Raw genomic sequence first — 25,762 nt, 5'->3', positions numbered from 1 at the left:
AAACCGACGCGACGGTCAGCATCCCGGACGAGATCCCGCGGAAACGGCTCCTTTTACGTAGGCGAAGCAAGGTCTGACCCACAATTTGCGCCGACCTGGTCTGAGCTATGCCGACCTCGGCGCAACGCAAAGGGGCGGCAGCCGTCGCTGCCGCCCCTCGCCCATCCTCGTGCGTCAGCCGCTGCCCACGAACAGCACCAGCAACAGCCACACCACCGGCGCCGTCGGCAGCAGGGAGTCCAGGCGGTCCATGATGCCGCCGTGGCCCGGCAGGAGCGTGCCCATGTCCTTGATGCCGAGGTCCCGCTTGATCATCGACTCGCCGAGGTCACCCAGCGTCGCGCTGGCCGCGACCGCGAACCCGAGCAGCAGGCCCTGCCACCACGCGCCGTCGTCGATCAGGAACTCCATGCACAGCGCACCCGCCGCCATCGCGAAGGTGACCGCTCCGACCAGGCCCTCCCGGGTCTTGCCGGGGCTGATGCGCGGCGCGAGCTTGTGGGTGCCGAAGCGCCAGCCGACCGCGTAGGCGCCGGTGTCGCTGACGACGGTCAGCAGTAGGAAGGTCAGCACGCGTGCCGCCCCGTCCTCGGCCGCCAGCATCATGGCGACGAACGTGGCCAGGAACGGGACGTAGAACGCCGCGAAGACACCCGCCGTGACGTCCCTGAGGTATCCCTCCGGCGGTTCCGTCATCCGCCAGACGAGGACCGCTAGTGCCGTGAGCGCCATGGCGACCCAGGCACCCTCCGCGCCCCGGACGTACCCGGAGACGACCATCGCGGCCCCGCCGAGCGCCAACGGAACGAGCGGCGCCTTGATGTCCTTGCGCTCCTCCAGCCGCTTCGTCAGCTCCCACAGCCCGACCACGACGGCGACCGCTATCACGCCGACGAACGCGGCCTTGACGAAGAACAGCGACGCGATGATCACCACGCCGAGCCCGACCCCGACCCCTATGGCCGCACCCAGGTCCCGCCCCGCGCTCTTCTTCTGCGGCGCGGGCGCCGGCTGCGAGGCGTCGGGCATGGGCTCCGGATTCTGCTTCTGCGGTGCCGCCGCGTAGGGCTGCGCCGATGCGGTCTCTGCACGGAACGTGTCGTCGCGGTACGTCCCGCCCCGGGACGTACCGTCCCGGAACAAGGGACCGCTCAGCCGAGCGGTCCCCCGGTCGTCATCCTGGTCGTCGCCGGATCGGGGTACGGCCGGTCCGTCGGGCACGATGGGCATGGGGCGAGTGTGCTGCGCGTCATGCGCATCGTACGCGGGACCCGCCGGGGCGGCCCCCTGGGCAGGCCCCTGGTCGGACGGCCCCCAGTACCCGGCGTGTGGCGGCGTCGCCCAGGAAGAGTCGTTCATCAGACCTCGAGAAGCTCCGCTTCCTTGTGCTTGAGGAGCTCATCCACCTGGGCGACGTACTTGTGCGTCGCGTCGTCGAGCTCCTTCTCCGCACGGCGGCCCTCGTCCTCGCCGACCTCGCCGTCCTTGACGAGCTTGTCGATCGCGTCCTTGGCCTTGCGGCGGACCGAGCGGATGGACACGCGCGAGTCCTCGGCCTTGCTCCTGGCCACCTTGATGTAGTCGCGGCGGCGCTCCTCGGTGAGCTCGGGGAACACCACTCGGATGATGTTGCCGTCGTTGCTCGGGTTGACGCCCAGGTCGGAGTCGCGGATCGCCTGCTCGATGTTGCGCAGCGCGCTCTTGTCGAACGGGGTCACCACGGCCATGCGCGGCTCCGGCACGGAGAACGAAGCCAGCTGGTTGATCGGCGTCGGCGCGCCGTAGTAGTCGGCCACGATCTTGTTGAACATCGCCGGGTGCGCACGCCCGGTGCGGATCGCGGCGAAGTCCTCCTTGGCGACCACGACGGCCTTCTCCATCTTCTCCTCGGCCTCGAGGAGGGTCTCTTCGATCACCACTTGCTCCTGCGTGTCTTGAAGTAGGCCCGGCTGCTGTTCCGTATGCGTGGGGCGGCGGCCGGCTGCGTCGCGTCTTCTTCCTGCACGGTTCCCGACCGGCAGGACATTGTCCATCCCCCGGTCAGGGACCGGGTGTATCCCGGGTCAGTCCCGGCTGTCCTGCTCACCCACAAGCGTGCCGATCTTCTCACCCTTGACGGCTCGGGCGATATTGCCCTCGGCCAGGAGCTCGAAGACCAGGATCGGGAGCTTGTTGTCGCGGCACAGCGTGACGGCCGTGGCGTCGGCGACCTTCAGGTCACGGGTGATGACCTCGCCGTATCCGAGGGAGTCGAACTTGACCGCGTCGGGGTTGGTCTTCGGGTCGGAGTCGTAGACCCCGTCCACGCCGTTCTTGCCCATGAGCAGCGCCTCGGCGTCGATCTCCAGGGCGCGCTGGGCGGCGGTGGTGTCGGTGGAGAAGTACGGCATGCCCATGCCGGCGCCGAAGATGACCACGCGGCCCTTCTCCAGGTGGCGCACGGCACGCAGCGGGATGTACGGCTCGGCCACCTGGCCCATGGTGATGGCGGTCTGCACCCGGCTGTCGATGCCCTCCTTCTCCAGGAAGTCCTGGAGGGCGAGGCAGTTCATCACGGTGCCGAGCATGCCCATGTAGTCCGAGCGGGCGCGGTCCATGCCGCGCTGCTGGAGTTCGGCACCGCGGAAGAAGTTGCCGCCACCGATGACGACGGCGATCTCGGCACCGTCCCGGACGACGGCGGCGATCTCACGGGCGATCTTGTGCACCACGTCGGGGTCCACACCCAGGCCCCCGCCACCGGCGAACGCCTCTCCGGACAGCTTCAGCAGAAACCGGCCGCGCACATTGCCGTCGTCGCTCTTCTGGGCCTTGGTGGTCATGGGATCCCGCCTCTTTCACCTGTTGCACATACGAAGAAGGCCACTGCCGGTGGGAACTGGTTCGCATCCCATGCGCGGCAATGGCCTCCTCGTCAGATCTGCTGTCGTCCGCCACGCGCGTGCGTGGCGGCGTACCGGACGACTGCTGACGACCCTATAGGGCCCGCGCGTCGCTCGCGGTACGGACTCAGATGCCGACCTTGATACGCGTGAAGCGCTTCAGGGTGACACCGGCCTCGTCCAGAACCTTCTGGACCGACTTCTTGTTGTCGAGCGCGTACGGCTGACCGAGCAGCGTGGCGTCCTTGAAGAAGCCGTTCAGGCGACCCTCGACGATCTTGGCGATCGCGGCCTCGGGCTTGCCCTCGGCGCGGGTGGTCTCCTCGGCGATACGACGCTCGGACTCGACGACCTCGGCCGGCACGTCCTCCTTGGAGAGGTACTTCGGCGCGAAGGCGGCGATGTGCTGGGCGACGCCCTTGGCGATCTCGGCGTTCGGCTTGTCCAGCTCGATGAGGACACCGATCTGCGGGGGCAGGTCGGGCATCGTGCGGTGCATGTACGCGGTCACGAAGCCGTCGGTGAACTGCGCGAAGCGGTCCAGGACGATCTTCTCGCCGAGGTTGGCGTTGGCCTCGTCCACGTACGCCTGGACGGTCTTGCCGGCCTCGATCTCGGAGGCGAGCAGGGCCTCCAGGTCGGCCGGGGAGGTCTTGGCGACGTGCTCGGCGATCGCGTTGGCGACGGCCTGGAACTTCTCGCCCTTGGCGACGAAGTCCGTCTCGCACTTCAGCTCGACGAGGACGCCGGAGGAGTTGTCGTCGGCGATGATGGAGACCACCGCGCCGTTCTCGGCGGAGCGGCCCTCGCGCTTGGCGACGCCCTTCTGGCCCTTGATCCGGAGCGCCTCGACGGCCTTCTCGACGTCGCCCTCGGCCTCGTCCAGCGCCTTCTTGCAGTCCATCATGCCGGCGCCCGTGAGCTCACGGAGCTTCTTGACGTCGGCGGCGGTGTAGTTCGCCATGAGTCTGTGAATCTTTCTCGAAGTCTGGAAGATCGAAGATCTACGGGGTCTGCGGCCCCCATGTGGCCGGGGGCCGCCGACTCTCCGATGACCTACGGGTGAACGGCGGGAGCGGAGTTCACCGCGCCGGAGGCGCTGATGAATGCAGTACCACTCCCGCCGTCACCCCTGACGCTGACGGATCAGGCCTGCTCGGCGTCCGCGGCCGGAGCGGCCTCGGCCTCGGCGGCAGGAGCCTCGGCAGCGGGAGCCTCAGCCGGGGCCTCGGCCTCGGCCTCGGCAGCGGGGGCCTCGGCGGCAGGAGCCTCGGTGGCCTCCGCGGCCGGAGCGGCCTCGGCGGGAGCCTCCTCGGCCTTCTTCTCGCCACCCTCGAGCAGGTCGCGCTCCCACTCGGCGAGCGGCTCGCCCGCGGCCTTCTCGCCCTTGTCACCGGTGGCGACGCGCGAGCGGGAGATGAGCCCCTCGGCGACGGCGTCGGCGATCACGCGGGTGAGCAGGGTGACGGAGCGGATCGCGTCGTCGTTGCCCGGGATCTTGTAGTCGACCTCGTCGGGGTCGCAGTTGGTGTCGAGGATCGCGACGACCGGGATGTTGAGCTTCCGGGCCTCACCGACCGCGATGTGCTCCTTCTTGGTGTCCACGATCCAGACGGCGCTGGGCACCTTGGACATCTCGCGGATACCACCGAGGGTCTTCTCCAGCTTGGCCTTCTCGCGCGAGAGCACGAGAAGCTCCTTCTTGGTCAGACCGGAAGCGGCGACGTCCTCGAAGTCGATCTGCTCGAGCTCCTTGAGGCGCTGCAGACGCTTGTAGACGGTCGAGAAGTTGGTGAGCATGCCGCCCAGCCAGCGCTGGTTGACGTAGGGCATGCCGACGCGGGTGGCCTGCTCGGCGATGGCCTCCTGCGCCTGCTTCTTCGTGCCGACGAACATGACCGTGCCGCCGTGGGCGACGGTCTCCTTGACGAACTCGTAGGCGCGGTCGATGTACGACAGCGACTGGAGCAGGTCGATGATGTAGATGCCGTTGCGCTCCGTGAAGATGAAGCGCTTCATCTTCGGGTTCCAACGACGGGTCTGGTGACCGAAGTGGACGCCGCTTTCCAGCAGCTCCCGCATCGTGACGACGGCCATGGCCGTTCTCCTTGGTGTTCTCGGTTGTACCGCGGGTACCGGAGGGCACCCGCGCCTGACGCCCGCGACGCGCCTTGCCGCAAAGGACCGAGAGGCGCTGACACCGACCGTGTGACGGCGAGATGTCGGGGCGTGCGAAGTCGACCCGGTGACCCGGATCGCCAGAAGAAGTGTACGGGACCGGCGAGGTACCGGGTGACGCCGCTGTCCACAACCCGGGAGTAGTCCACAGGTCCCGGCCTCGACCGGGGCGGATGCGGGACGGTTTCCGCATGCGAGCGAAGCGATGCGGTCGATTCGGGCGGTGCGGTACGTGGCTGGTGCTGGGGTTTCTGCTGTTCCTGACGGCACCGGCACCCACGCCGGAGCAGGCCCCCCTCACCCCGACGGCCACGACCACGGACGTCTCGGTACCGGCGATCGGGCGCACCTGGCCCCTGGGCACCCGCCCGACGGTCCTGCGCGGCTGGGAACCACCGGCGACGGTGTACGGCCGCGGCCACCGGGGTGTCGATCTGGCAGCACCCGCCGGCACCCCGGTACGGGCGGTGGCACCGGGGCGGGTGTCCTTCGCGGGCCGGGTGGCGGGCAAGGGGGTCGTCTCGGTGGAGCTGACGGGCACGGATCTTCGAACGACCTACGAGCCGGTGACGGCGTCGGTGGAGAAGGGCGACGAGGTGGAGGCGGGCGAGGTGGTGGGCACGGTGGAACCAACGGGCTCCCACTGCACGACGACCTGCGTGCACTGGGGCCTGCGCAGAGGCGAGACCTACCTCGATCCCCTGTCCCTGCTCCCGCCGTGGCTCCTGCGCAGGGGCCCGTCGAGACTGCTCCCCGTACTCGACGCCCCCTTGCCCTGACCGCCCCTGACCGCCCAGCAGCCCGGACGAGCCTCAGCCCCGCACGCCCCGCAGCGCCATGGAAACCGCGGCCTCGGTAATCACCGAAGGCTCCTCCGCGGCCCCCAGCTCGATCCGCCGCACCGCCGCGTCCACCACGCCCTGCACCAGCATCGCCGCCAGCCGAGGCTGCTCATGCCCCAGATCGCCGAGCACCTCGACGATCATCGCGACCAGTCCGCCGTGCGCCGCCCGGATCTTCTCCCGGGCTCCCGCGTCCAGCTCGCTCGCGGAGATGGCGACGACGGCCCGATGCCGCCGGTCCCCCACCAGCGTCAGCTGCCGCCGGACATACGCCTCGACCTTGGCCTCCGCCCCCTGCGCCGCGGCCATCGCCGCCGAGACCTCCGCGGCCCACACCGGGAAGTCGACCTCGCACAGCTCCTCGACCACGGCGGCCCTCGACCGGAAGTACTCGTACACGGACGAGCGCGCGAGCCCCGTCCGCTCGGCGAGAGCCGGGAAGGTCAGCGCCTCCGTCCCACCCTCGGACAGCAAAGAGCGAGCCGCGTCCAGCAGGGCGGCTCGCTGCATCGACCGGTGCTCGGCCACGGAGGCCGCTCGAATCCTTGGCACGTCAACCACTGTACGGACGCACCACCGCCGACGGGAGTCACTCCGTCCGACCGGCCATGGCCAAAAGGCCGTCCTGCCAGGTCAGCGGCCGAAACTGGCCAGCTTCGCCCGCAGTTGCAGCACGGATTTGGTGTGGATCTGGCTGACCCGGCTCTCGGTCACTCCGAGCACGTTCCCGATCTCGGCGAGCGTGAGCCCCTCGTAGTAGTAGAGGGTCACCACGGTCTTCTCCCGCTCGGGCAGGGTGTTGATGGCCCGCGCCAGGAACCGCCGGAGCTCCCGGTCCTCGGCGACCTCCACGGGGTTGTCCGCGGCTGGGTCCTCCAGCGTGTCCATGAAGCTCAGCCCGTCGCCGCCCTCGCCGCCGACATGCAGCAGCTCCTCCAAGGCCACCACGTTGGCCAGCGACAACTGGCTGAAGACCGCGTGCAGATCGTCCACGGCGATCCCCAGCTCGCCGGCGACCTCCCCCTCCGTGGGCGTCCGTCTGAGCCGCGCCTCCAGCGTCGCGTACGCCCGCTCGACGTTGCGCGCCTTCTGCCGCACGGAGCGCGGGATCCAGTCCAGCGCCCGCAGTTCGTCGATCATCGCGCCCCGGATCCGGGTGATCGCGTACGTCTCGAACTTGATCTCCCGGTCGATGTCGAACTTCTCGATCGCGTCGATGAGCCCGAAGACCCCCGAGGAGACGAAGTCGGCCTGCTCGACGTTGGGCGGCAGCCCGACGCTCACCCGTCCGGCGACGTACTTCACGAGCGGTGAGTAGTGCAGGATCAGCTGCTCTCGCAGCCGCTCGTCTCCCGTCGCCTTGTACGACCGCCACAGCTCGTCGAGGGTCGAGGGAGCGGGCGGCCGCACGCTGCCACCGTCACGGGCGGCTGGGGGGATCGCCGCCCGGTCGGACCCGGAAGTGTGCTGGGGCATTCGTCGCCTTGTGCCGTTCTGCCGTGAAGTACGCGATGTACGTGAAGTGCGTCGGAATCCCCGTGAGCGTAGCGTGACTGAGGAGTCGCAGTGTGCAAACAGTGCGCCCGGGTTCCTGCACGGACGCGTGCCGCGGGCCGCACCCGCGGGGCACGGCCGTCGCACTGTGTGATCAACGGAACGCCTCAACTGCCGGAATTCCCAAGGACTTCGGGGTTCCCCCGGACGGCCGAACACGCTCGGTCAACACGGGCCGCGGTCACCCCGCACGGAGATCATCGCCTGGCGTGTCAACTTCCAGCCGTCGCCGTGTCGTTCGACGTAACCAAGTGCACGGAGTTCGTACAGTCTCGCGATGGCGTCGTCCCGGGTCGTCTGTGCCCCGCGCGCGATCTCGTCCACGCCGGCCTCCCGTCGCCCGGGCAGCGCGGACAGGACCCTGCGCACCTCCGGGTCCAGCAGGTCGCGCGGCAGCACGGGTCCGCGCCGGTCGGGGGCCAGCTCCCCCATGTCGCCGACCAGTTCCACCACTTCGGCGGCGTCCGTGACCAGCGTGGCGTCGCCGCGCAGCAGCTCGTGCACCCCGGCGGACAGACTGCTGGTGGCCGGCCCGGGGATCCCCATCGTGTGACGGCCCAGTCGCTGTGCCGCGCGGGCGGTGACCAGTGAGCCGCTGCGGTGGGCGGCCTCGACGACCACGGTGCCCCGGGTGAGGGCGGCGATCACCCTGTTGCGCAGCACGAATCTGCTGGGCGTCGGGTGATCGCCGGGCGGCAACTCCCCGATCACCAGGCCCTGTTCCACGATCCTGGTGATCAACTGGGTGTGTCCGCGCGGATAGGGCCGGTCGACCCCGCAGGCCAGGACGGCGACGGTGGCACCGCCTGCGCCGAGGGCACCGCGGTGGGCGGCACCGTCGACCCCGTAGGCCCCGCCGGACACGACGACCCACCCGAGTTCGGCGAGCCCGGTGGCGAGGGTGGCCGCCATGTGGGCCCCGTACTCGGTACAGGCACGGGCCCCGACGAGGGCGACGGACCTGAGCGCCCACATCCGCAGGCTGGGCCGCCCCCGTACCCACAGTCCGAGCGGCCGCGCGTCCCCGAGGTCGTCGAGCTGTCCCGGCCACTCGGCTGCCCCGGGAACGACGAACCGCGCACCGGCCTGGAACGCGACGGCGAGATCCCGGAGCGGTTCGGCCACTCGAGCCCGGGCCCGCATGCCGCTCCATCTCTTCTCGCTCACCCCGGGCAACGGCTCCCCGCACCCGCGCAACCGCGAGGCCACCTCCTCCACGCCCCATTCCCGGACCCACCGCCCCGCGGCCTCGTCACCGGGCTCGACGACCCGAGCGAGAAAGACGCGGTCGAGCAGCTCGTCGTCGGGTTCGTCGCGGGTCATCTCAGCGCCCCGATGGCCATGGGCACGCCCCGGGGCACTCCGGTGCGCAGTTGCAGCGCCAGGGCGACGTCCGTCGCGTCCGGGCGGTCGTGCCCGACGAGGTCCGCGACGGTCCAGGCGACGCGCAGGACGCGGTCGAGTCCCCGGGCGGTCAGGACGCCGCGCTCCAGATTGCGCTCGGCCTCGTCCATCGCCCCGGACACGGCGTGCCAGCGGTTGCGCAGTTCGCGTCCGGGCACCTCGCTGTTGGTCCGCCACGGGGTGCCGGCGAAGCGCGTCGCCGCGCGTTCCCTGGCGGCCCTCACGCGGCCCGCGACCACGGCGGTCGACTCGCCCCGGGCACCGCGTCCGGCAAGCTGGTCACGCGTGACACGGTCCACCTGCACCCGCAGGTCGACCCGGTCGAGCAGCGGACCGGAGAGCCGGGCCTGGTAGCGCCGGATCGCCGAGGGCGGGCACTCGCAGAAGTCGTCGGTCTGCGAGAAGCGACCGCAGGGACACGGGTTGGCCGCGAGCACCATCAGGAACTTCGCCGGGAACCGTACGACACCCGCGCTGCGCGCGATCACCACGTGCCCAGCCTCCAGCGGCTGCCTCAGCGCGTCGAGGGCCTGGGTGTTGAACTCGGGAGTCTCGTCGAGAAAGAGCACCCCTCGGTGTGAGAGCGAGACCGCGCCGGGACGGGCGATGCCGTTGCCGCCGCCCACCAGCGCCTGCATGGTGGCCGAGTGGTGGGGGGCGCAGTAGGGGGCGACGTCGATCAGGGGCTTGCCCGGTGGCAGCAGTCCGGCCACCGAGTGCACCGCCGTCACCTCCAGCGACTCCTCCCGGGCCAGCGGGGGCAGGACCGCGGGCAGCCGCTCGGCGAGCATCGTCTTGCCCGCGCCGGGCGGACCCTCCAGGAACAGATGGTGGCCCCCGGCCGCCGCGACCTCCACGGCCGTCCGCGCCGAGGTCTGCCCCACCACGTCGGCCAGGTCGTGTCCGTGGTCCTGCTGAGCCGCCCCGGCGCTGTGCATGCCGGTGGCGGCCCCGGTGCCCGGCACCCGCAGGCCCGCCAGCAGCGGATCGGGGCGCCCCGGCTCGTGCGGCTCCTCGTCGGGCACCGGTTCGTCCGCGAGGACCGCGATGAGCTGCCGCAGACTGCGGACGCCCAGCACGGAGACCCCGGGCACCAGCGAAGCCTCGGCCGCGGCGCACTCCGGCACGACGACCTGTACGTAGCCGGCGTCCGCGGCGGCCAGCACCGCGGGCAGGATGCCCCGGACCGGACGCACCCGGCCGTCCAGGCCCAGCTCTCCGATCATCACGATGTCGGCGAGCACGCGCGGGTCGATCCGCTCGGAGGCCCCGAGCACCGCGCACGCGACGGCGAGGTCGAACCCCGAGCCCGCCTTCGGCACCGAGGCCGGGCTGAGTCCCACCGTGAGCTTCTTCTGGGGCCACTCACCCCCCGAGTTCACGACGGCCGCCCGCACCCGGTCCCGGCTCTCCGTCAGGCTCTTGTCCGGCAGCCCCACCAGCGTGAAGGCCGCGACCCCGGGCTCCAGATCGGCCTGGACCTCGACCACGACCCCCTCGACGCCCACCAGCGCCACCGAGCACGTACGAGCGAAACCCATCTCAGGCCACCCCCCGCGCATGCTCGACCACGGGCGCGCCGCGGCGGGGCAGGACGACGCCCACCAGGTCGATGCGGACGCCTCCCGGTGGCGCCCCTCCGTGGGCATGGATCCAGCAGGCGGCGAGGCCCCGCAGGCGCTCCGCCTTCTCGGGAGTCACCGCGGCCATGGGGTGCTCGAAGGCACCCACCCGCCGTGTCTTGACCTCGCAGACGACCAGGACCTCGCCGTCCCGCGCCACGATGTCGATCTCGCCCGTCCTGCCACAGCGCCAGTTGCGCTCCAGGACGGTCATCCCGGCCTCGGTCAGCCGCCGCGCGGCCAGACTCTCGCCGTACTTGCCGAGTGCACTGCGTGCGTTCATGTCGGCACCACCTCCGGCGCCAACGATCACGCAACCGCGCCCACCGAGTTGATCTTGGTGGACTACTCGGCGGTTGTGGAAAACCCCGTCACCCGCACGGGTGAAAAAGCACCCGTCACCCGCCCGGCAGCTCCAGATCGCTCTTGTTCAGCTCCTCGATGTTCACGTCCTTGAACGTCAGCACCCGGACCTGTTTCACGAAGCGAGCCGGCCGATACATGTCCCACACCCACGCATCCGCCATGGACACCTCGAAAAACACCTCACCCTGGACCGAGTGCACCTGCATCTCGTAGTCGTTGGTCAGGTAGAAGCGCCGCTCGGTCTCGATCACGTATTTGAACAGACCGACGACATCGCGGTACTCCCGGTAGAGCTTGAGCTCCATCTCGGTCTCGTACTTCTCGAGGTCCTCGGCGCTCATGGCATGTTCCCCTTCAGCCGTGCGATCCCACCATTGTGCGCCAGTCCCGTCAGCACCTAGACGATTTCGGTGTCGAGGGTCACGGGCCCGGCCGGGGGACCTTCGTCGAGCAGCCTGCGCAGCAGCTCGGCGAGTCTGGTCGGATACACCGTCTCATGTGCCTGGCTCAGTTCCTGACACGTCCACCAGCGCGCTCCGGCGACACTGCGTCGCTCCAGCTCGGTCAGGGCCGTGGCCCGGGTGGCCGTCACCGTCGTACGGGCCAGGTAGTACCACTCGTCCTGGTCCCAGCGACGGCCCGCGAACGGGAACGAGCACATCCGCCGCCAGAGCACCGGCCCGAGTTCCACCTCGGTGATGCCGGTCTCCTCGGCGAGTTCCCGCAGAGCGGCCTCTTCACGGGTCTCGTCGCCCTCCAGTCCGCCGCCGGGCGTGAACCACCAGTCGTCGGCCGGATCGTCCGGCTCGTGCCCGTGCAGCAGCAGGATGCGGTCCTCGGGATCGAGCAACACCACCCGGGCCACCTTGCGCAGCGCGCCTTCGGGCGAGTCCCCGGACGCGGCCGGCGCCTCAGCGGGCACCGACGGGCTCCGTCCGGACCCGGGAGCGCCTGCCGAACAGCTTCGCCACGGGCCCGTACGCCCCGCCGCCCAGCACCAGCGCCCCGCCGGCGACGATCAGGATGAAGATCGTACGCAGCGGGCCGGGCGAGGAGAGCGCGCCCAGGGGCTCGAACCCGGTGGGGCGCTCCAGCATGCCCTTCATGGGCCAGACGACGGCGTCCACGCGGGCGGTGACGGCCGAGCGGGCGACGGTGCCCTGGGCGGCGTCGGTGAGGTGGGCGGAGGAGTCCAGCGAGCCCTGGCGCTCGTCGCCGAGAAGGAACAGCCGGCCCTGGGGCACCTTCACGGTCGGGATGGTCTTGTCCTCGACCGGGCCGCCCTTGAGGTAGGTCTCGTCGATCTGCTTGCCGTTGACGGTCAGCTTCCCGTCCGTGCAGCAGGAGACCGTGTCGCCGCCGACCGCGACGACCCGCTTGACCACGGGCGCGTTGCTCACCCAGGTCTCGTCGGTGAAGACGACGACGTCACCCCGGCGTATCTCGTCGCCGTCGACGCGCTGCGCCAGCACCCGGTCGCCGGCGTCGATCGTGGGCGTCATCGAACTTGTGGGCACGGTGTACGGCAGGTAGACCACCGCTCCCCAGGCGAATCCCCCGAGGAACAGCACCAGGCCCAGCGCGACGGCCAGTCCGGACAGTCGCTGTCCGGTCCGGCTGCCCACCGGGCCCGTGCTGGTGCCCCCGCTGTGCGGGGCCGTACGTGTAGTGCTCTCGCCACCCATGGATCCGCACCCTACCCGGCGGTACCTGAGCGGGTCAGCCCCTCCTGCCCGGACGGAGCGACAAGCTCCGCAAAGCTTTCACCAGGCCCGTGGCATCGGTCGGCCGGGCAGCGCTCAGTGGGTCCGCTCGACGGCGGCCTTCCTGCGACGCCACAGCGCCACCGGCACCACACCGACGAGAGCGATCCCCTGGGGAGCCACACTGAGGGCGGCCGAAGCGGACGACCGGTCGTTGATGCCCGCCTGGTCGAAGGTGTCCGGCTTGGGCAGCGTGCCCCAGCGGTTGATCGGCCAGGCCTTCACGATGGCGCGGCCCACGACGTCGTCGACCGGGACCATGCCGTGATGCTTGTCCGACTGGTTGTAGCGCGAGTCACGGGAGTTCTGCCGGTGGTCGCCCATCACCCAGATGTAGCCCTTGGGGACCTTCACGGTGAACTGGCCGCCCTGGTCGTCCTGGCTGCACGGCGTGTTGCCGGCGTAGACGTACGACGCCTCGTTCAGCGCCTTGCCGTTGACCTTGAGCGGGCCGGTGCCCTGGCAGGAGACCGTGTCACCGCCCACGCCGATGACGCGCTTGATGAGGTCCTTCTCCGTCGCGGAGGGCATCAGGCCGATCCAGGACAGGAACGTCTGTACGGCGTTCGGGTTCGCCGTGGGCTCGCCCGCCAGCCAGTTGTCGGGGTCGTGGAAGACGACGACCTCGCCTCGCTCGGGCTCGGAGCCGAACCACGGGGTGAGCTTGTCGACCAGCACCCGGTCGCCCTGCTGGAGGGTGTTCTGCATCGAGTCGGACGGGATCGAGAAGGCCTGCACCAGGAACGTCTTGATCAGCAGCGCCAGCACGAGCGCGATGCCGATCAGGATGGGCAGTTCCTTCCAGAAGGAGCGCTGCTTCTTCGCCCCGGGCGTGGAACCGCCCGTCCCACCACCGCCGGTCCCGGGGGGCTCGTCCACCGGCGGCCCCTCGCCGCCCGCGGCCGGGTCATTCCCGAAGGGTACGGCGCCCTCCGCGGCCGGGTCGGCTGCTTCCACGGGGCGTCCGCGGTGCTCCTCGCCGTCGTGCCCGGATCGTGCGCCAACCGCAACATCCCCCACGCCAACTCCTTACTCTGTGCCGCCGCCGGCGCCAAGTACGGCGCAGGCCCACCACTCCCATAACGAGCGGGAGTTCCGCAGGGCTCGGGAGTTGGATCGCTTCGTTCGGATCGTCGGGAGCAACCCTAAGCGACGGCTGGGAGGCTGCGGTCGCCCCGGACACCGAGTCGGCAATGGAAGAGTAAGTTTTCGGTTCGTCCAGCGTGGTCCAGTGGCCGAACGGCCACGCGATGATCCTGGCACGTCCCACCACCGAGTCCAGGGACACGGTGCCGCCGTAGTCGGTGTCCTGGTGCGAGCGGGAGTCCGCGGAGTTGGCGCGGTGGTCACCCATCACCCACAGCCGCCCCTGGGGGACGGTGATGTCGAACTGCTGGGTGGACGGGGCGTTGCCGGGATACAGGTAGTCCGTCTCGCTCAGAGGAACGCCGTTGACGGTCACCCGCCCCTCGGTGTCACAGCACTTGACCCGGTCTCCGCCGACTCCGACGACCCGCTTGATCAGGTCTTTCTCGTTGTCGGACGGCAGCAGGCCGATGAAGGTGAGCCCCTCCTTGACCTGTTTGACGACGACGGGGTCGTCCTTCTTCGTCGTGGTCTGCTCGTCCTGGAGCCAGCCGCCCGGGTCCTTGAAGACGACGACGTCCCCGCGCTTCGGTTCGGAGCCGAACCACGGGGTGAGCTTGTCGACCAGGACACGGTCGCCGATGCGGATCGTCTGCTCCATCGAGCCGGACGGGATCACGAACGCCTGGACGAGAAACGTCTTCAGGACCAGGGCTATCAGGACGGCCACGCCGACGAGGAGGGGTATCTCCTTGACCGCGCCGCGCCTTCTGCGCCGCTTCACCTTGCGCTGGAGCTTGCGCCGCTCCGCGCGGGAGCGGCCACCCGTGGGACTGGCGGAGCGCCGGACGCCGGTGGGCAGCAGGTTGTCGGCGGCGGTGCTCGACACACCGCGCGGTTTGCCGCGGTTACCCATGCGCGCCCTCCGCTGCGGGCACGCGCGCGTAGGCGTCGGAACGGTGCAGGCGGACGGCATGGGCGGCGGGCCAGATGATCCAGTCGGCCCGTCCCAGGACATCGCCGACGGGGACCATGCCACCGCCCGGTGAGCCCAGATGGTCCCGGGAGTCGCTGGAGACGCTGCGGTGGTCACCGAGCACGAACAGGGTGCCGTCGGGCACCTCGACCTCGAAGGGCACCGAGGAGGGACTGTCGCCGGGGTACAGGAAGCCCGACTCGTCGACCGACCGGCCGTTCACCTCGATCCTCCCCTTCGTGTCGCAGCAGACCACGTGGTCTCCCCCCACGCCCACAACGCGCTTGATGTAGTCCCCGTCCCCGAAATACCCGGTTCCGTCGAACACGACCACATCTCCCCGCCGCGGCTCGGCACCGAAACGGTACGCGAACCTATTTACGAGAACGCGGTCCCCGATCCTCAATCCGTTTTCCATGGATCCGCTGGGAATCTGGAAAGGTCTGACCACGAAAGTACTGATCAGCAGAAGAAGGACCAGGCCGAGCAGCAGGGCCAGGGAGATCGGGCCGCCGGGCAGCCACTGGGTGATTCTCGACACCAACGCGAAACGCGACCGTCCCTCCACGTCCCCTGGTGCGGGGCGGGAGGAGCGGTCGCGCTCCGTCGGCTGTGCTTCGGTGTCCATCGCAGCCAGATGCTATCCGGCCCCGCTGTGACGTCCGAGAGGCGCTCAGTTGTCGCGCTTCTCCTTGATCTTCGCGGCCTTGCCGCGGAGTTCGCGCAGGTAGTACAGCTTCGCGCGACGCACGTCACCGCGGGTGACGAGCTCGATCTTCTCGACGATCGGGGTGTGCACCGGGAAGGTGCGCTCGACGCCGACGGAGAACGAGACCTTGCGGACCGTGAAGGTCTCGCGGACACCGGAACCCTGGCGGCGGATGACTACGCCCTTGAACTGCTGCACACGGGAGCGGTTGCCCTCGATGACGCGGACGTGGACGTTGACGGTGTCACCCGGGCGGAAGGCCGGGACGTCGCTGCGGATCGACGCGGAGTCGACGATGTCGAGCAGGTTGGACATTGCGTCTGCTTTCTTCGCCCATGCCACAGGTCATCGGCGGTAGATAGTGTTTCGTGAGGAGGCTGTCCGTGTCGGGGCGGGCGTCGTGTCCCCCTGTGGCAGGGGCGCACGCCGGACGACGCACAACAGGGGCCTATTCTTCCACGGCTTGTGGCCTGCGCCAAAATCGTCCGTACGGCTCCCCCGCCGGGTCGGGCGCCCAGCCCAGGATGGAGAGCATCTCGCGGTCCTTCTTGTCGAAGGCCGCCGGGTCGCAGCGCTCGATCAGGTCGGGCCGGTTGGCCGCCGTACGCCTGAGCGCCTCGTCGCGGCGCCAGCGGGCGATCTTGCCGTGGTGCCCGCTGAGCAGGACGTCCGGGATGCCACGGCCGCGCCACTCGGGCGGCTTGGTGTAGACGGGGCCTTCAAGCAGGTTGGCCATGGCTCCGGGCGCGAAGGAGTCGTCCCGGTGGGACTCGGCGTTGCCGAGGACGCCGGGCAGCAGCCGGGCCACCGCCTCGGTGATCACCAGTACGGCCGCTTCGCCGCCGGCGAGGACGTAGTCGCCGATGGACACCTCGTGGACGGGCATCCTCGTGGCGTACTCGTCGATCACCCGGCGGTCGATGCCCTCGTAGCGCGCGGGCGTGAAGATCAGCCAGGGGCGCTCGGAGAGTTCCACGGCGAGTTCCTGGGTGAAGGGGCGGCCGCTGGGGGTGGGGACGATGAGGGCGGGCGCGTGCGAGCCCGTCTCGTAGCCGTCCGCCAGCACGGAGTCCAGCGCGTCCCCCCAGGGGTCGGTCTTCATGACCATGCCCGGGCCGCCGCCGTACGGGGTGTCGTCGACGGTGTTGTGACGGTCGTACGTCCATGCGCGCAGATCGTGGACGTGCACGTTCAGCTGCCCACGCGCGCGTGCCTTGCCGACCAGGGAGACGTTGAGGGGGTCGAGGTACTCGGGGAAGATCGTGACGACGTCGAGCCGCATCAGGACGCGTCCTCGGAGTCCTGCGAGTCCTCGGCGTCCCGGGAGGACGCGATCTCGGCGCGGTCGTCGATCAGTCCGGGCGGTGGTGTGATGACCGCCTTCTGCTCGGCCAGGTCGATCTCGGCGACGATCTCCTCGACGAACGGGATCATCACCTCACTGCCGTCGGGCCGCTCGACGATGAAGAGGTCCTGGGAGGGCAGGTGCGAGATCTCGGTGATCCGGCCGACCTCGACGCCTTCCGCGGTGACCACGTCGAGGTCCATCAGCTGGTGGTCGTAGTACTCGTCCTCCTCCTCCGGCAGTTCCTCCGGATCGACCTCGGCGATCAGGAGGGTGTTGCGGAGGGCCTCGGCGGCGCTGCGGTCCTTCACGCCCTCGAAGCGCAGGAGGAGACGGCCGCTGTGGACGCGGCCGGCCTCGATGGTGAGGGGGCCCGTGGAGGCCGGGTCGGTGGCCAGGACGGCGCCGGGGGCGAGCCTGAGTTCGGGCTCGTCGGTTCGTACCTCGACGGTGACGTCGCCCTTGATGCCGTGGGCGCGGCCGATCCGTGCGACTACCAGCTGCACTGTGCTTGCTCTCCTGTCATACGACTACGGGCCGGGGACGGCCCGATGGCCCTCCCCGGCCCGAGCCGGTGCTGCGTTTGACGTCAGCGGACGTGGTCGACGTCGACGAGGTCGACGCGGACACCGCGGCCGCCGATGGCGCCCACGACGGTCCGCAGGGCGCGTGCGGTGCGGCCGTTGCGGCCGATCACCTTGCCGAGGTCGTCGGGGTGGACCCGGACCTCCAGCACTCGCCCGCGGCGCAGGTCGCGCGAGGCGACCTGCACATCGTCAGGGTTGTCGACGATGCCCTTCACGAGGTGCTCGAGAGCCTCCTCGAGCATGCTCAGGCCTCGGTCGACCCGGACTCGGCCGCGGCCTCGTCCTTCTTCTCAGCCTTCTTCTTCTGGGTGATGGCCTCACCCTTGCCCTCGTCGTCGCCACCGAGGGCCTCGAACGAGGGACGCGCGGCCTTCTCGGCCGGCTGGAGCAGCGGAGCCGGGGCGGGCTCGCCCTTGAACTTCTGCCAGTCGCCGGTCTTCTTCAGAATGGCGAGCACGGGCTCGGTCGGCTGCGCGCCGACACCCAGCCAGTACTGCGCGCGCTCCGAGTCGACCTCGATGCGCGAGGGGTTCTGCACCGGGTGGTACAGGCCGATCTCCTCGATCGCACGGCCGTCACGACGGGTGCGGGAGTCGGCGACGACGATGCGGTAGTGAGGCGAACGGATCTTGCCCAGACGCTTCAGCTTGATCTTGACTGCCACGGGAGTGGGTTCTCCTGGATTTGACGTGGTTGGGCACGGCGAGACTGCCGCGTGGGGTTGCGGTACCCGAGTGCCCGATGGACGCGTCAGCCGGAGGCGAGAGGGTTCCTGTGCGGCTGTCGAGTACAGCTAGCCATTGTGCCACACCCTGGGACTCCCTTCGGACCGAGGCCGCGCACGAGCATGCCTGAGGGGCACCCGGCGCTTCAGGTGCCCCAGGCAGGACCGCGGCTGCCACGAGCAGCCGCGGACTCAGCTCGCCGCCGCGCCCACGATGTCGGGAATGCGGAACGGCTTCCCGCAGCCCCCGCAGACGATCGGCGCCTGGGCCAGGACGGAGGGGACGACCCGCACATTGCGGCCGCAGTCGCAGACCGCCTTGACCCGGACCCCGCCTCCGGAGGAGCCGTGACGCGCCGCCGGACCCCGGAAGGAGCGGGCGGTGTCGGCGGAGGTCGCCGCCGTGTGGGCCTTGAGGGCGCGCTGCAGCCGCTCGATGGTCGGGCGGTACCGGCGCTTTGCCTCGGGGGTGAGCGTGACCAGGGAGAAGCCGCTGCTCGGATGCGGTTCCTCGGGGTGGTCCAGGCCCATCTCCTCGGCGATCGCGAGAAATCTGCGGTTGTGGTAGCGGCCGGCGCGGGAGGTGTCGCGAATGCCTCGCGCGGCGGCGATGCCGTGGACTGCCTCGTGAAGCAGTCGCTCGAAGGAGAGCTCGTGACCGCACGCGGACGACGACTCCCCGATCAGGGACTCTGGCGCGGCAAGGTCCGGCAGTTCGGGGTGGTACCGCTGAATGTCGGCCCACGCCTCTGCCAGCTCTGCGGCGAGTACAGGTGGTGTCTGTGTCGTGCTCACGTAATGACAACGAGCCAGGGTGCCGCTGTGTTCCTATTCCGGGGCATCCCAAATAATTTGCACGTACCCGTCAGTTGCGACTGATGCGTGGAGACGAGGGCGGGTGCGCTGATCTGCGGAGAAGCCTCACAGCTCGCCACAAGGTGGTGCGTAGTGTGAGGTACGCCCCGGCGCGTAGATCGTGTCCACGCGCCGGTGCGGGTGTGATCCGCGGGTGCGCAAGAGACGTTTCGGTCGCTCTCGCACCGGAAGGGCGCTGCCTCAGTAAGCGCGTGCGACAACTGCGACGTTACCGGGGGCGTCGTCGGTTCCCGGCACCGACCCGTCCTCCGCGACCAGACAGCGTACGGTCACCGCGTGCTCGGCCAGCCTGGCCTCGCCCTCTTCGCCGAGAGTCGCCCACGGGATCCGCGCCCAGCCGCCGGCGACGGCGGCCTCGACGGCTTCGTCGAACGTCGACACCTCGGCCGTCCGGGACTCGCGGCGCTCGCGGGACTGGGCCAGCAGCAACGCCTGGTCCTCCTCGAGGACGGCCGGGAGCAGTCGTACGAGATCGTCGACGGCGACCGCCTCCTTGCCTCCCGGAATCCGGCGGGCCACCATCGCGGTGCCGCTCTCCAGGTCACGGGGCCCGACCTCGACGCGGACCGGCACGCCCTTGAGCTCCCAGTCGACCGCGCGGCGGCCGAAGGGGGTGTCGGTGCGGTCGTCGACGTGGACGCGCAGCCCCGCCGCCCTCAGCCGGTCGCCGATGTCGCGGACCTTGGCCAGAACCGGTTCGTCCCCCTTGATGGCCAGAACCACGACCTGGGTCTGCGCGAGCCGCGGCGGGACGCGCAGGCCGTTGTCGTCGCCGTGCATCATCACCAGGGCGCCGATCATGCGGGTGGTGGAGCCCCAGGACGTCTGCCAGACGAGTTCCTGGGTGCCGTCCTTTGACAGGTACGAGGTGTTGAAGGCCTTGGCGAAGTTCTGGCCCAATTCGTGGCTGGTGGCCATCTGGAGGGCCTTGCCGTCGCCCATCATGCCTTCGAGCGTGAGGGTGTTGACGGCGCCGGCGAAGCGCTCCTTGACGGTCTTGCGGCCGGGAACGACGTCCATGGCGAGGACGTTGGTCATGAAGTCCTCGTAGACCTGCCGGTGGATGTGCGAGGCGAACGCGCGCGCGTCCTGTTCGGTGGCGTGCGCGGTGTGGCCCTCCTGCCACAGGAACTCCGTCGTACGCAGGAAGAGCCGGGGCCTGAGTTCCCAACGCACCACGTTGGCCCACTGGTTGATCAGCAGGGGCAGGTCGCGGTAGCTCTGCACCCACTTCGAGAAGTAGTCGTTGACGATCATCTCGGAGGTGGGGCGGACGACCGCGGGCTCCTCCAGCACCTTGCCGCCGCCGTGGGTGACGACCGCGAGCTCGGGCGCGAAGCCCTCGACGTGGTCGGCCTCACGGGTGAGGTACGACTGCGGGATCAGCAGCGGGAAGTACGCGTTCTGTGTGCCCGTCGCCTTGATCCGGGCGTCCATCTCGGCCTGCATCCGCTCCCACAGCCCGTACCCGTACGGTCGGATGACCATGGTGCCGCGCACCGGACCGTTGTCGGCCAGTTCGGCCTTGCCGACCAGATCCTGGTACCAGCGCGGGAAGTCGTCCGCCCGGGGTGTGAGAACAGGTGCCTTTGCCATGGCGCGATGCTACGGGCGCACGTTGCCGGGATGTGAATTCTTTTCCCCGGCACATGCCAACCCGCAAGCGGTGCCCTTCTGCCTCTGGACGAGCGGTCGAGTGCGGAGTTACCTGGCATACGGGGGAAGTGCGAGCGCACGTCACGGGGGCCACGTAATCGGGCACAGAGTCAACTCTCGGCGGATTGGGGCGCTTATCCATGACACCTACGCTCGTGCGGCAGCACCTGCCCTCGGCGGGACACACCTTCCGTGCGGACCTCGGTGCACGCGCGCGTGACTGGTCCGAGATCCAGGAGCGGATGCTGGTTCCGCTGTACGAGGCCGTCTACGAGCGACTGGAAGTGGGACCCGCGACGCGGCTGCTGGGCCTTGGCTGCGGCAGCGGGCTCGCCCTGTTAATGGCCACCTCCCGAGGCGCCGCGGTCGCCGGGGTCGAGCCCTGCTCCCCCGAACGGCTGGCGCTCGCGAGGGAGCGGCTGCTGCCGGAGGCCCGGGGCACGCGCGCGGGGGCCGGCACCAGGCTCGTCGAGGGAGCGCCCGGGGACGCCGCCGACGACGGGACCGCCCCGTACACCGTCGTGACCGCCTTCGAGCCGATCGGGGGTCTCGCGGGTGACTCGGAGGGCCTCGGTGAGCTTCTCGCCTCGGCGACCCCGCTCGCCGAGCGGGGGGCGCCCGTGGCGCTCGTCGGCTGGGGTCCGCCGGAGCGGTGCGCCACGTCGTCCGTGCTGCGGGTGGCCACCAAGCTGGCGGATCCGCTGCGCGGCGCGGGCAGTTGGCGTCCGGCTCGGCGTGACGACCTGGAGGAGGTCGCCCAGCGGGCCGGCCTGCGGCCCGACGGCTCGGGGCGGGTGTCCTGCCCCTTCGGCTACGCCGATCTCGGCAGCGCGCTCAAGGGCCTGCTGTCGACCGGACTCTTCGACGCGGCCATCGAGGCGACCGACCGGGCCCAGGTGGACAAGGAGGTCACGGAAGCCCTGCACCCGTACCAGCGCCGGAACGGCACGGTATGGATGCCGAACGTCTTCCGCTACCTGGTTGCCCGGGTGCCCTAGCCGTCGGTCTCCTCGCTGAGCCGGGTGACCTCCGGCGGTACGCCGCCGTCGGTCACCCCGGCACACGCGGCGCCGAACCTCAGCCCATGAACTTCTTGAACTCGTCCGGCAGTTCGAAGTCCTGCGGGACCTGCTGCCCGGGTACGCCGAAGGCGCCTCCGCCCTGAGCGCCCGCGGCCTTGCGCGCGGCTTCCTCGGCCTCCTGCTGCTTGCGCTTCATCGGGTTGCCCGAGCGCTGCTTGCCCTTGGCCTTCTTCTGCTGCTTCTTGGCGCGGCCGGGGCCGCCGCCCATGCCCGGCATCCCGGGCATACCCGGCATCCCGCCGCCCTGAGCCATGCGGGACATCATCTTGCGGGCCTCGAAGAACCGCTCGACGAGGTTCTTGACCGCGCTGACCTCGACGCCGGAACCCTTGGCGATACGGGCGCGGCGCGAGCCGTTGATGATCGTGGCGTCGGCGCGCTCGGCCGGGGTCATCGACTTGATGATGGCGGCCGTGCGGTCGACGTCCCGCTCGTCGAGGTTGTTGATCTGGTCCTTGATCTGGCCCATGCCGGGGAGCATGCCGAGCAGCTTGGAGATGCTGCCCATCTTGCGGACCTGCTCCATCTGGGCCAGGAAGTCGTCCAGGGTGAAGTCCTGGCCCTTCTTGGACGCCAGCTTGGAGGCCATCTTCTCGGCCTCTTCCTGGCTGAACGTCTTCTCCGCCTGCTCGATCAGGGTGAGCAGGTCACCCATGTCGAGAATGCGGGAGGCCATCCGGTCAGGGTGGAAGGCGTCGAAGTCCTCGAGCTTCTCGCCGTTCGACGCGAACATGATCGGCTTGCCGGTGATCTGCCGGATCGACAGGGCCGCACCACCGCGGGCGTCACCGTCGAGCTTGGAGAGCACCACGCCGTCGAAGCCGACGCCGTCGCGGAAGGACTCGGCGGTGTTGACCGCGTCCTGGCCGATCATCGCGTCGACGACGAAGAGGATCTCGTCCGGCGAGACCGCGTCGCGGATGTCCGCGGCCTGCTGCATCAGTTCCTGGTCGATACCGAGGCGGCCGGCGGTGTCCACGATCACGATGTCGTGGACCTTGGACTTCGCGAAGTCGATGGAGTCCTTGGCGACCTTGACCGGGTCACCGACGCCGTTGCCCGGCTCGGGCGCGTAGACCGCGACACCGGCGCGCTCGGCGACGACGCTGAGCTGGTTGACGGCGTTGGGACGCTGGAGGTCGGCGGCGACCAGGAGGGGCGAGTGGCCCTGCTCCTTCAGCCAGTGGCCGAGCTTGCCCGCGAGGGTGGTCTTACCGGCACCCTGGAGACCCGCCAGCATGATCACGGTGGGCGGGTTCTTGGCGAACCGCAGCCGCCGGGTCTCGCCGCCGAGGATCGTGACGAGCTCCTCGTTCACGATCTTCAGGACCTGCTGGGCGGGGTTCAGCGCCCGGGAGACGTCGGCGCCGAGGGCACGCTCCTTGACGTTCTTGATGAACGTCCGGACGACCGGCAGGGCCACGTCCGCCTCGAGGAGCGCGATCCGGATCTCGCGCGCGGTGGCGTCGATGTCCGCCTCGGAGAGCCGTCCCTTGCCGCGCAGGTTCTTGAAAGTCGCTGAGAGGCGATCGGAAAGAGTATCGAACACGGCGCTCGCGGTCCTCGGGGTCGGTGGCAGCTGGGAATCGCCCTCCAGGGTATCCCGGCGACACACGTTGCCGGGATCCCCCGGTCAGCCCCGCAGGGTCTCCTCCAGCTTCCGGGCCACGGAAGCCGCTTCTCCGGCCCCGAGCGGGGCGCCCTTGCCGTCGGTGACGTAGAAGGCGTCCACCGCGTTGGCGCCCAGCGTCGACACGTGCGCGCTGCGCATCCGCACGCCGGCGTCCTCCAGGGCGCGTCCGATGCGGAACAGCAGTCCCGGGGCGTCCTGGGCGCGCACCTCGATCACCGTGGCGTGCCGGGAGGCCGCCGGAGCGACCGTCACGCGGGCGGCGGGCGCGACGACACCGCGGCGCCTCGGATAGGCGGCGTCCCGCTCGGCCAGGCGCCCGGCGACGTCCAGTGAGCCGTCCAGGGCCCGTACGAGATCGGCGCGCAGCCGGGCCGCCTGGGGCAGCGAGCCGTACTGGGCGGCGACCCGCCAGTTCAGCAGGAGCACGGCACCCTCGACGCCGTCGGGCAGGTCCTGGGTGCTCAGCTCCGCGGTGCGGACGGTCAGCCGGTGCACGGCCAGCACTCCGGCGACCGCGGGCAGCACACCCGGCTGGTCCGGTACGGCGATCACGAGCTCCACGCCGAGCGGCTCGGGATCCCCGGCCGGCTGGTCCTCCGGGAGAACGGGCGGCTCGGTCTGCGCGCGCAGGGACAGCACCGGGCCGCCCGTCGCGATCGCCTCGATGGCGAGCCGCTCCTGTTCGGCGGTGGGCGCGGCCGCCTCGGGCTCGTCGGGCTCGTCCCCGGCGAGCACCGCGGCCACCCGCTTGACCAGGTCGGCGACGAGCGAGCCCCGCCAGGACGACCAGGCGGCCGGTCCGGTGGCCAGGGCGTCGGCCTCGGTCAGCGCGTGCAGCAGCTCCAGCGTGCCCTGCGATCCGACCGCCTCGGCCACCGAGCGCAGGGTGGCCGGGTCCTCCAGGTCCCGCCGGGTCGCGGTGTCCACGAGCAGCAGGTGGTGCCGTACGAGAGCGGCGAGTACGGCGACGTCGTCGCGGTCGAAGCCGATGCGCGCGGCGACGTCCTTGGCGATGATCTCGCCGGCCACCGAGTGGTCGCCGGGCCAGCCCTTGCCGATGTCGTGCAGCAGGGCGGCGACGAGCAGCAGGTCGGGGCGGTGGACGCGCCGGGTGAATTCCGAGGCGCGGACCGCCGTCTCGATCAGGTGCCGGTCGACGGTCCAGATGTGCACGGCGTTGCGCTGCGGGCGGCACCGCACCCGCTCCCAGTCGGGCAGCATCTGGGTGATCAGGCCCTCGGCCTCCAGGGCCTCCCAGACGTCGATCGTGGGCTGGCCCGAGCCGAGCAGGGTCACGAGCTGCTCGCGCGCCTCGGCGGGCCACGGCGTGGGCAGGGGGCGCACTCCGGCCGCCATGCGCCGTACGGCGTGCAGGGAGAGCGGGAGTCCGGCCTGCGCGGCGGCGGCCGCGGCACGCAGCGGGAGCACGGGGTCGCGGTCGGGGCGCGCGGCGCGGGCGAGCACCACCTCGCCGTCCTGCTCGACGACCCCCTCGGCCAGCGGCGACCTTTCGGCCACCGGCTTGCCGCCGCCGAGCATGGCGCGCAGCCGCGGCCGCACGGCGCGCGATCTGAGCACGCGTCCCACCTCGCGCCAGGTGACGTCACTGGCGTACGAGATGACCCGGGCGGCCTCGTAGACCTGCCGCAGCAGGGTGTCGGCGTCGAGCAGGCCGAGCTCGGCGGCGACCTGGTCCTGTTCCTGGAGCGCGAGCCGGTCGGTCGCGCGGCCCGTCGTCAGGTGCAGGGCGTCCCGGACGTCGAGCAGCCGGCGCCGGGCGTCGTCGAGGCCCTCGCGCGGGGCGTCGGCCAGCCAGGAGGCGGCGACGGCGCGCAGGGCGGTGGCGTCCCGGAGTCCGCCGCGGGCTTCCTTCAGGTCGGGTTCGAGCAGGTACTGCAGCTCGCCCTGACGCTCGGCGCGCTCGGCGCACAGCTCCTGGAGCTCGGGCAGGCGCTTGGGCGCCTGGTTGCGCCAGTCGGCGAGGACGGTCGTACGCAGTCCCGCCGTCAGTCCCAGATCACCGGCGATGTGGCGGGCATCCAGGAGGCCGAGCTGGACCTTCAGATCCTCCGCGGCCGTCTTGCGGGCCTCCGCGGGCGTGCGCACGGAGTGGTCGAGGGCGAGCCCGAGGTCCCACACGGGGTACCAGATGCGGTCGGCGAGTGCGGCGACCGCGCCCGAGTCGCTGCCGTCGTGCAGCAGGACCAGGTCCAGGTCGCTGCGGGGCGACAGCTCGCCGCGGCCGTAGCCGCCGACGGCGATCAGGGAGACCCCGCGCAGCTGCTCGGCGCCCGCGGTGAACAGGCCCGAGAGCCAGTCGTCCGTCAGTTTCGAGAGGGCGGAACGGCGCGGCGGCCCGGACCGCGCCTCCTCCTGGAGGAGGCGCAGCCGGGCCGCCGCATAGCCACTGGGTCCCGAGTCCTCTACGTCCTTGTGCACGTTCGTGCTCGTCACCCAGTAGCTCCTGTTCTGTTCTT

The 25,762-nt window shown here is 70.4% G+C and carries 27 protein-coding genes; 2 read left to right on the top strand and 25 right to left on the bottom strand.

Features of this window, described 5'->3' with window-relative positions; all coding sequences use genetic code 11:
* Positions 1-174: 174 nt before the first annotated feature.
* The 5 genes from ACIRP7_RS26185 to rpsB all read right to left on the bottom strand — a co-directional run bounded on the left by ACIRP7_RS26185 (position 175) and on the right by rpsB (position 4,979).
* Positions 175-1,359 (bottom strand): phosphatidate cytidylyltransferase, encoded by a 1,185-nt coding sequence (locus ACIRP7_RS26185; RefSeq protein ID WP_403664119.1) that lies wholly within the window; start codon positions 1,357-1,359, stop codon positions 175-177.
* Positions 1,359-1,916: a ribosome recycling factor gene (frr, locus tag ACIRP7_RS26180; protein ID WP_352389441.1), complete on the bottom strand. Its 558-nt coding sequence runs from the start codon at positions 1,914-1,916 to the stop codon at positions 1,359-1,361. Before frr ends, ACIRP7_RS26185 begins: the two co-directional genes overlap by 1 nt.
* A gap of 147 nt (positions 1,917-2,063) precedes the next feature.
* Entirely contained in the window at positions 2,064-2,822 is a 759-nt protein-coding gene (pyrH, locus tag ACIRP7_RS26175; RefSeq protein WP_403664116.1) for a UMP kinase, read from the bottom strand.
* Between the two features lie 187 nt (positions 2,823-3,009).
* Complete coding sequence (tsf, locus tag ACIRP7_RS26170) at positions 3,010-3,846, bottom strand: translation elongation factor Ts (RefSeq protein ID WP_352389439.1); 837 nt, start codon at positions 3,844-3,846, stop codon at positions 3,010-3,012.
* 182 nt (positions 3,847-4,028) lie between these two features.
* Positions 4,029-4,979 (bottom strand): 30S ribosomal protein S2, encoded by a 951-nt coding sequence (rpsB, locus tag ACIRP7_RS26165; RefSeq protein ID WP_403664113.1) that lies wholly within the window; start codon positions 4,977-4,979, stop codon positions 4,029-4,031.
* Between the two features lie 272 nt (positions 4,980-5,251).
* On the opposite strand from rpsB, the gene ACIRP7_RS26160 reads away from it, so the two are divergent.
* Positions 5,252-5,839 carry a M23 family metallopeptidase gene (locus ACIRP7_RS26160; protein ID WP_403664110.1) on the top strand — a complete coding sequence of 196 codons (588 nt, stop codon included), beginning with the start codon at positions 5,252-5,254 and terminating at the stop codon, positions 5,837-5,839.
* Positions 5,840-5,872: 33 nt separating this feature from the next.
* Here the strand turns inward: ACIRP7_RS26160 and ACIRP7_RS26155 are convergent, their stop codons facing one another.
* From ACIRP7_RS26155 to proS, 18 genes are all read right to left on the bottom strand, one after another.
* Positions 5,873-6,430: a helix-turn-helix domain-containing protein gene (locus ACIRP7_RS26155; RefSeq protein ID WP_352389565.1), complete on the bottom strand. Its 558-nt coding sequence runs from the start codon at positions 6,428-6,430 to the stop codon at positions 5,873-5,875.
* A 105-nt stretch (positions 6,431-6,535) separates the two neighbouring features.
* Positions 6,536-7,378, bottom strand: coding sequence for an RNA polymerase sigma factor WhiG (gene whiG, locus ACIRP7_RS26150; protein WP_403664107.1), 843 nt, complete (start codon positions 7,376-7,378; stop codon positions 6,536-6,538).
* 243 nt (positions 7,379-7,621) lie between these two features.
* Positions 7,622-8,779 (bottom strand): DNA-processing protein DprA, encoded by a 1,158-nt coding sequence (gene dprA, locus ACIRP7_RS26145; RefSeq protein WP_403664104.1) that lies wholly within the window; start codon positions 8,777-8,779, stop codon positions 7,622-7,624.
* Positions 8,776-10,401 (bottom strand): YifB family Mg chelatase-like AAA ATPase, encoded by a 1,626-nt coding sequence (locus tag ACIRP7_RS26140; RefSeq protein WP_403664101.1) that lies wholly within the window; start codon positions 10,399-10,401, stop codon positions 8,776-8,778. Before ACIRP7_RS26140 ends, dprA begins: the two co-directional genes overlap by 4 nt.
* A 1-nt stretch (position 10,402) precedes the next feature.
* Positions 10,403-10,765 (bottom strand): YraN family protein, encoded by a 363-nt coding sequence (locus ACIRP7_RS26135; protein WP_352389433.1) that lies wholly within the window; start codon positions 10,763-10,765, stop codon positions 10,403-10,405.
* A gap of 115 nt (positions 10,766-10,880) precedes the next feature.
* On the bottom strand, positions 10,881-11,189 hold the full coding sequence (locus ACIRP7_RS26130) for a DUF2469 domain-containing protein (protein ID WP_003965949.1): 309 nt from the start codon (positions 11,187-11,189) through the stop codon (positions 10,881-10,883).
* A 56-nt stretch (positions 11,190-11,245) separates the two neighbouring features.
* Entirely contained in the window at positions 11,246-11,770 is a 525-nt protein-coding gene (locus ACIRP7_RS26125; RefSeq protein ID WP_352389432.1) for an NUDIX hydrolase, read from the bottom strand.
* The gene (lepB, locus tag ACIRP7_RS26120) at positions 11,760-12,533 is read right to left on the bottom strand and encodes a signal peptidase I (RefSeq protein ID WP_403664096.1); all 774 of its coding nucleotides are present in this window, start codon (positions 12,531-12,533) and stop codon (positions 11,760-11,762) included. The genes ACIRP7_RS26125 and lepB (ACIRP7_RS26120) overlap by 11 nt, the downstream gene beginning before the upstream one ends.
* A 114-nt stretch (positions 12,534-12,647) precedes the next feature.
* Positions 12,648-13,631 (bottom strand): signal peptidase I, encoded by a 984-nt coding sequence (gene lepB, locus ACIRP7_RS26115; RefSeq protein ID WP_403664092.1) that lies wholly within the window; start codon positions 13,629-13,631, stop codon positions 12,648-12,650.
* The gene (lepB, locus tag ACIRP7_RS26110; RefSeq protein ID WP_403664089.1) at positions 13,519-14,613 is read right to left on the bottom strand and encodes a signal peptidase I; all 1,095 of its coding nucleotides are present in this window, start codon (positions 14,611-14,613) and stop codon (positions 13,519-13,521) included. The genes lepB (ACIRP7_RS26115) and lepB (ACIRP7_RS26110) overlap by 113 nt, the downstream gene beginning before the upstream one ends.
* The gene (gene lepB / locus ACIRP7_RS26105) at positions 14,606-15,301 is read right to left on the bottom strand and encodes a signal peptidase I (protein ID WP_403664086.1); all 696 of its coding nucleotides are present in this window, start codon (positions 15,299-15,301) and stop codon (positions 14,606-14,608) included. Before lepB (ACIRP7_RS26105) ends, lepB (ACIRP7_RS26110) begins: the two co-directional genes overlap by 8 nt.
* Before the next feature lie 45 nt (positions 15,302-15,346).
* Entirely contained in the window at positions 15,347-15,697 is a 351-nt protein-coding gene (gene rplS / locus ACIRP7_RS26100) for a 50S ribosomal protein L19 (RefSeq protein WP_403664083.1), read from the bottom strand.
* A 133-nt stretch (positions 15,698-15,830) separates the two neighbouring features.
* Positions 15,831-16,664 (bottom strand): tRNA (guanosine(37)-N1)-methyltransferase TrmD, encoded by an 834-nt coding sequence (gene trmD / locus ACIRP7_RS26095; protein WP_403664080.1) that lies wholly within the window; start codon positions 16,662-16,664, stop codon positions 15,831-15,833.
* Positions 16,664-17,233, bottom strand: coding sequence for a ribosome maturation factor RimM (gene rimM / locus ACIRP7_RS26090; RefSeq protein ID WP_403664077.1), 570 nt, complete (start codon positions 17,231-17,233; stop codon positions 16,664-16,666). Before rimM ends, trmD begins: the two co-directional genes overlap by 1 nt.
* Before the next feature lie 83 nt (positions 17,234-17,316).
* Positions 17,317-17,556 (bottom strand): RNA-binding protein, encoded by a 240-nt coding sequence (locus ACIRP7_RS26085; protein ID WP_005479813.1) that lies wholly within the window; start codon positions 17,554-17,556, stop codon positions 17,317-17,319.
* Positions 17,557-17,558: 2 nt separating this feature from the next.
* Positions 17,559-17,978, bottom strand: coding sequence for a 30S ribosomal protein S16 (rpsP, locus tag ACIRP7_RS26080; RefSeq protein ID WP_352389425.1), 420 nt, complete (start codon positions 17,976-17,978; stop codon positions 17,559-17,561).
* A 252-nt stretch (positions 17,979-18,230) separates the two neighbouring features.
* Positions 18,231-18,833 (bottom strand): hypothetical protein, encoded by a 603-nt coding sequence (locus ACIRP7_RS26075; protein WP_125189668.1) that lies wholly within the window; start codon positions 18,831-18,833, stop codon positions 18,231-18,233.
* A gap of 261 nt (positions 18,834-19,094) precedes the next feature.
* On the bottom strand, positions 19,095-20,510 hold the full coding sequence (gene proS / locus ACIRP7_RS26070) for a proline--tRNA ligase (protein WP_403664073.1): 1,416 nt from the start codon (positions 20,508-20,510) through the stop codon (positions 19,095-19,097).
* A gap of 200 nt (positions 20,511-20,710) precedes the next feature.
* Here proS and ACIRP7_RS26065 point away from each other — a divergent pair, with 200 nt between their 5' ends.
* The gene (locus ACIRP7_RS26065) at positions 20,711-21,568 is read left to right on the top strand and encodes an SAM-dependent methyltransferase (protein ID WP_403664070.1); all 858 of its coding nucleotides are present in this window, start codon (positions 20,711-20,713) and stop codon (positions 21,566-21,568) included.
* Positions 21,569-21,647: 79 nt separating this feature from the next.
* Here ACIRP7_RS26065 and ffh read toward each other — a convergent pair whose 3' ends face one another.
* Both ffh and ACIRP7_RS26055 read right to left on the bottom strand, forming a co-directional pair.
* The gene (gene ffh / locus ACIRP7_RS26060) at positions 21,648-23,201 is read right to left on the bottom strand and encodes a signal recognition particle protein (RefSeq protein WP_352389422.1); all 1,554 of its coding nucleotides are present in this window, start codon (positions 23,199-23,201) and stop codon (positions 21,648-21,650) included.
* 84 nt (positions 23,202-23,285) lie between these two features.
* The gene (locus ACIRP7_RS26055) at positions 23,286-25,739 is read right to left on the bottom strand and encodes a [protein-PII] uridylyltransferase (RefSeq protein ID WP_403664067.1); all 2,454 of its coding nucleotides are present in this window, start codon (positions 25,737-25,739) and stop codon (positions 23,286-23,288) included.
* Between the last annotated feature and the right edge of the window lie 23 nt (positions 25,740-25,762).

The sequence above is a fragment of the Streptomyces sp. NPDC102270 genome, from assembly GCF_044766405.1.
GTDB lineage: Bacteria > Actinomycetota > Actinomycetes > Streptomycetales > Streptomycetaceae > Streptomyces.
The sequence above is the reverse complement of the archived record's forward strand: the minus strand, read 5'-3'. Positions and strand labels throughout refer to the sequence as shown.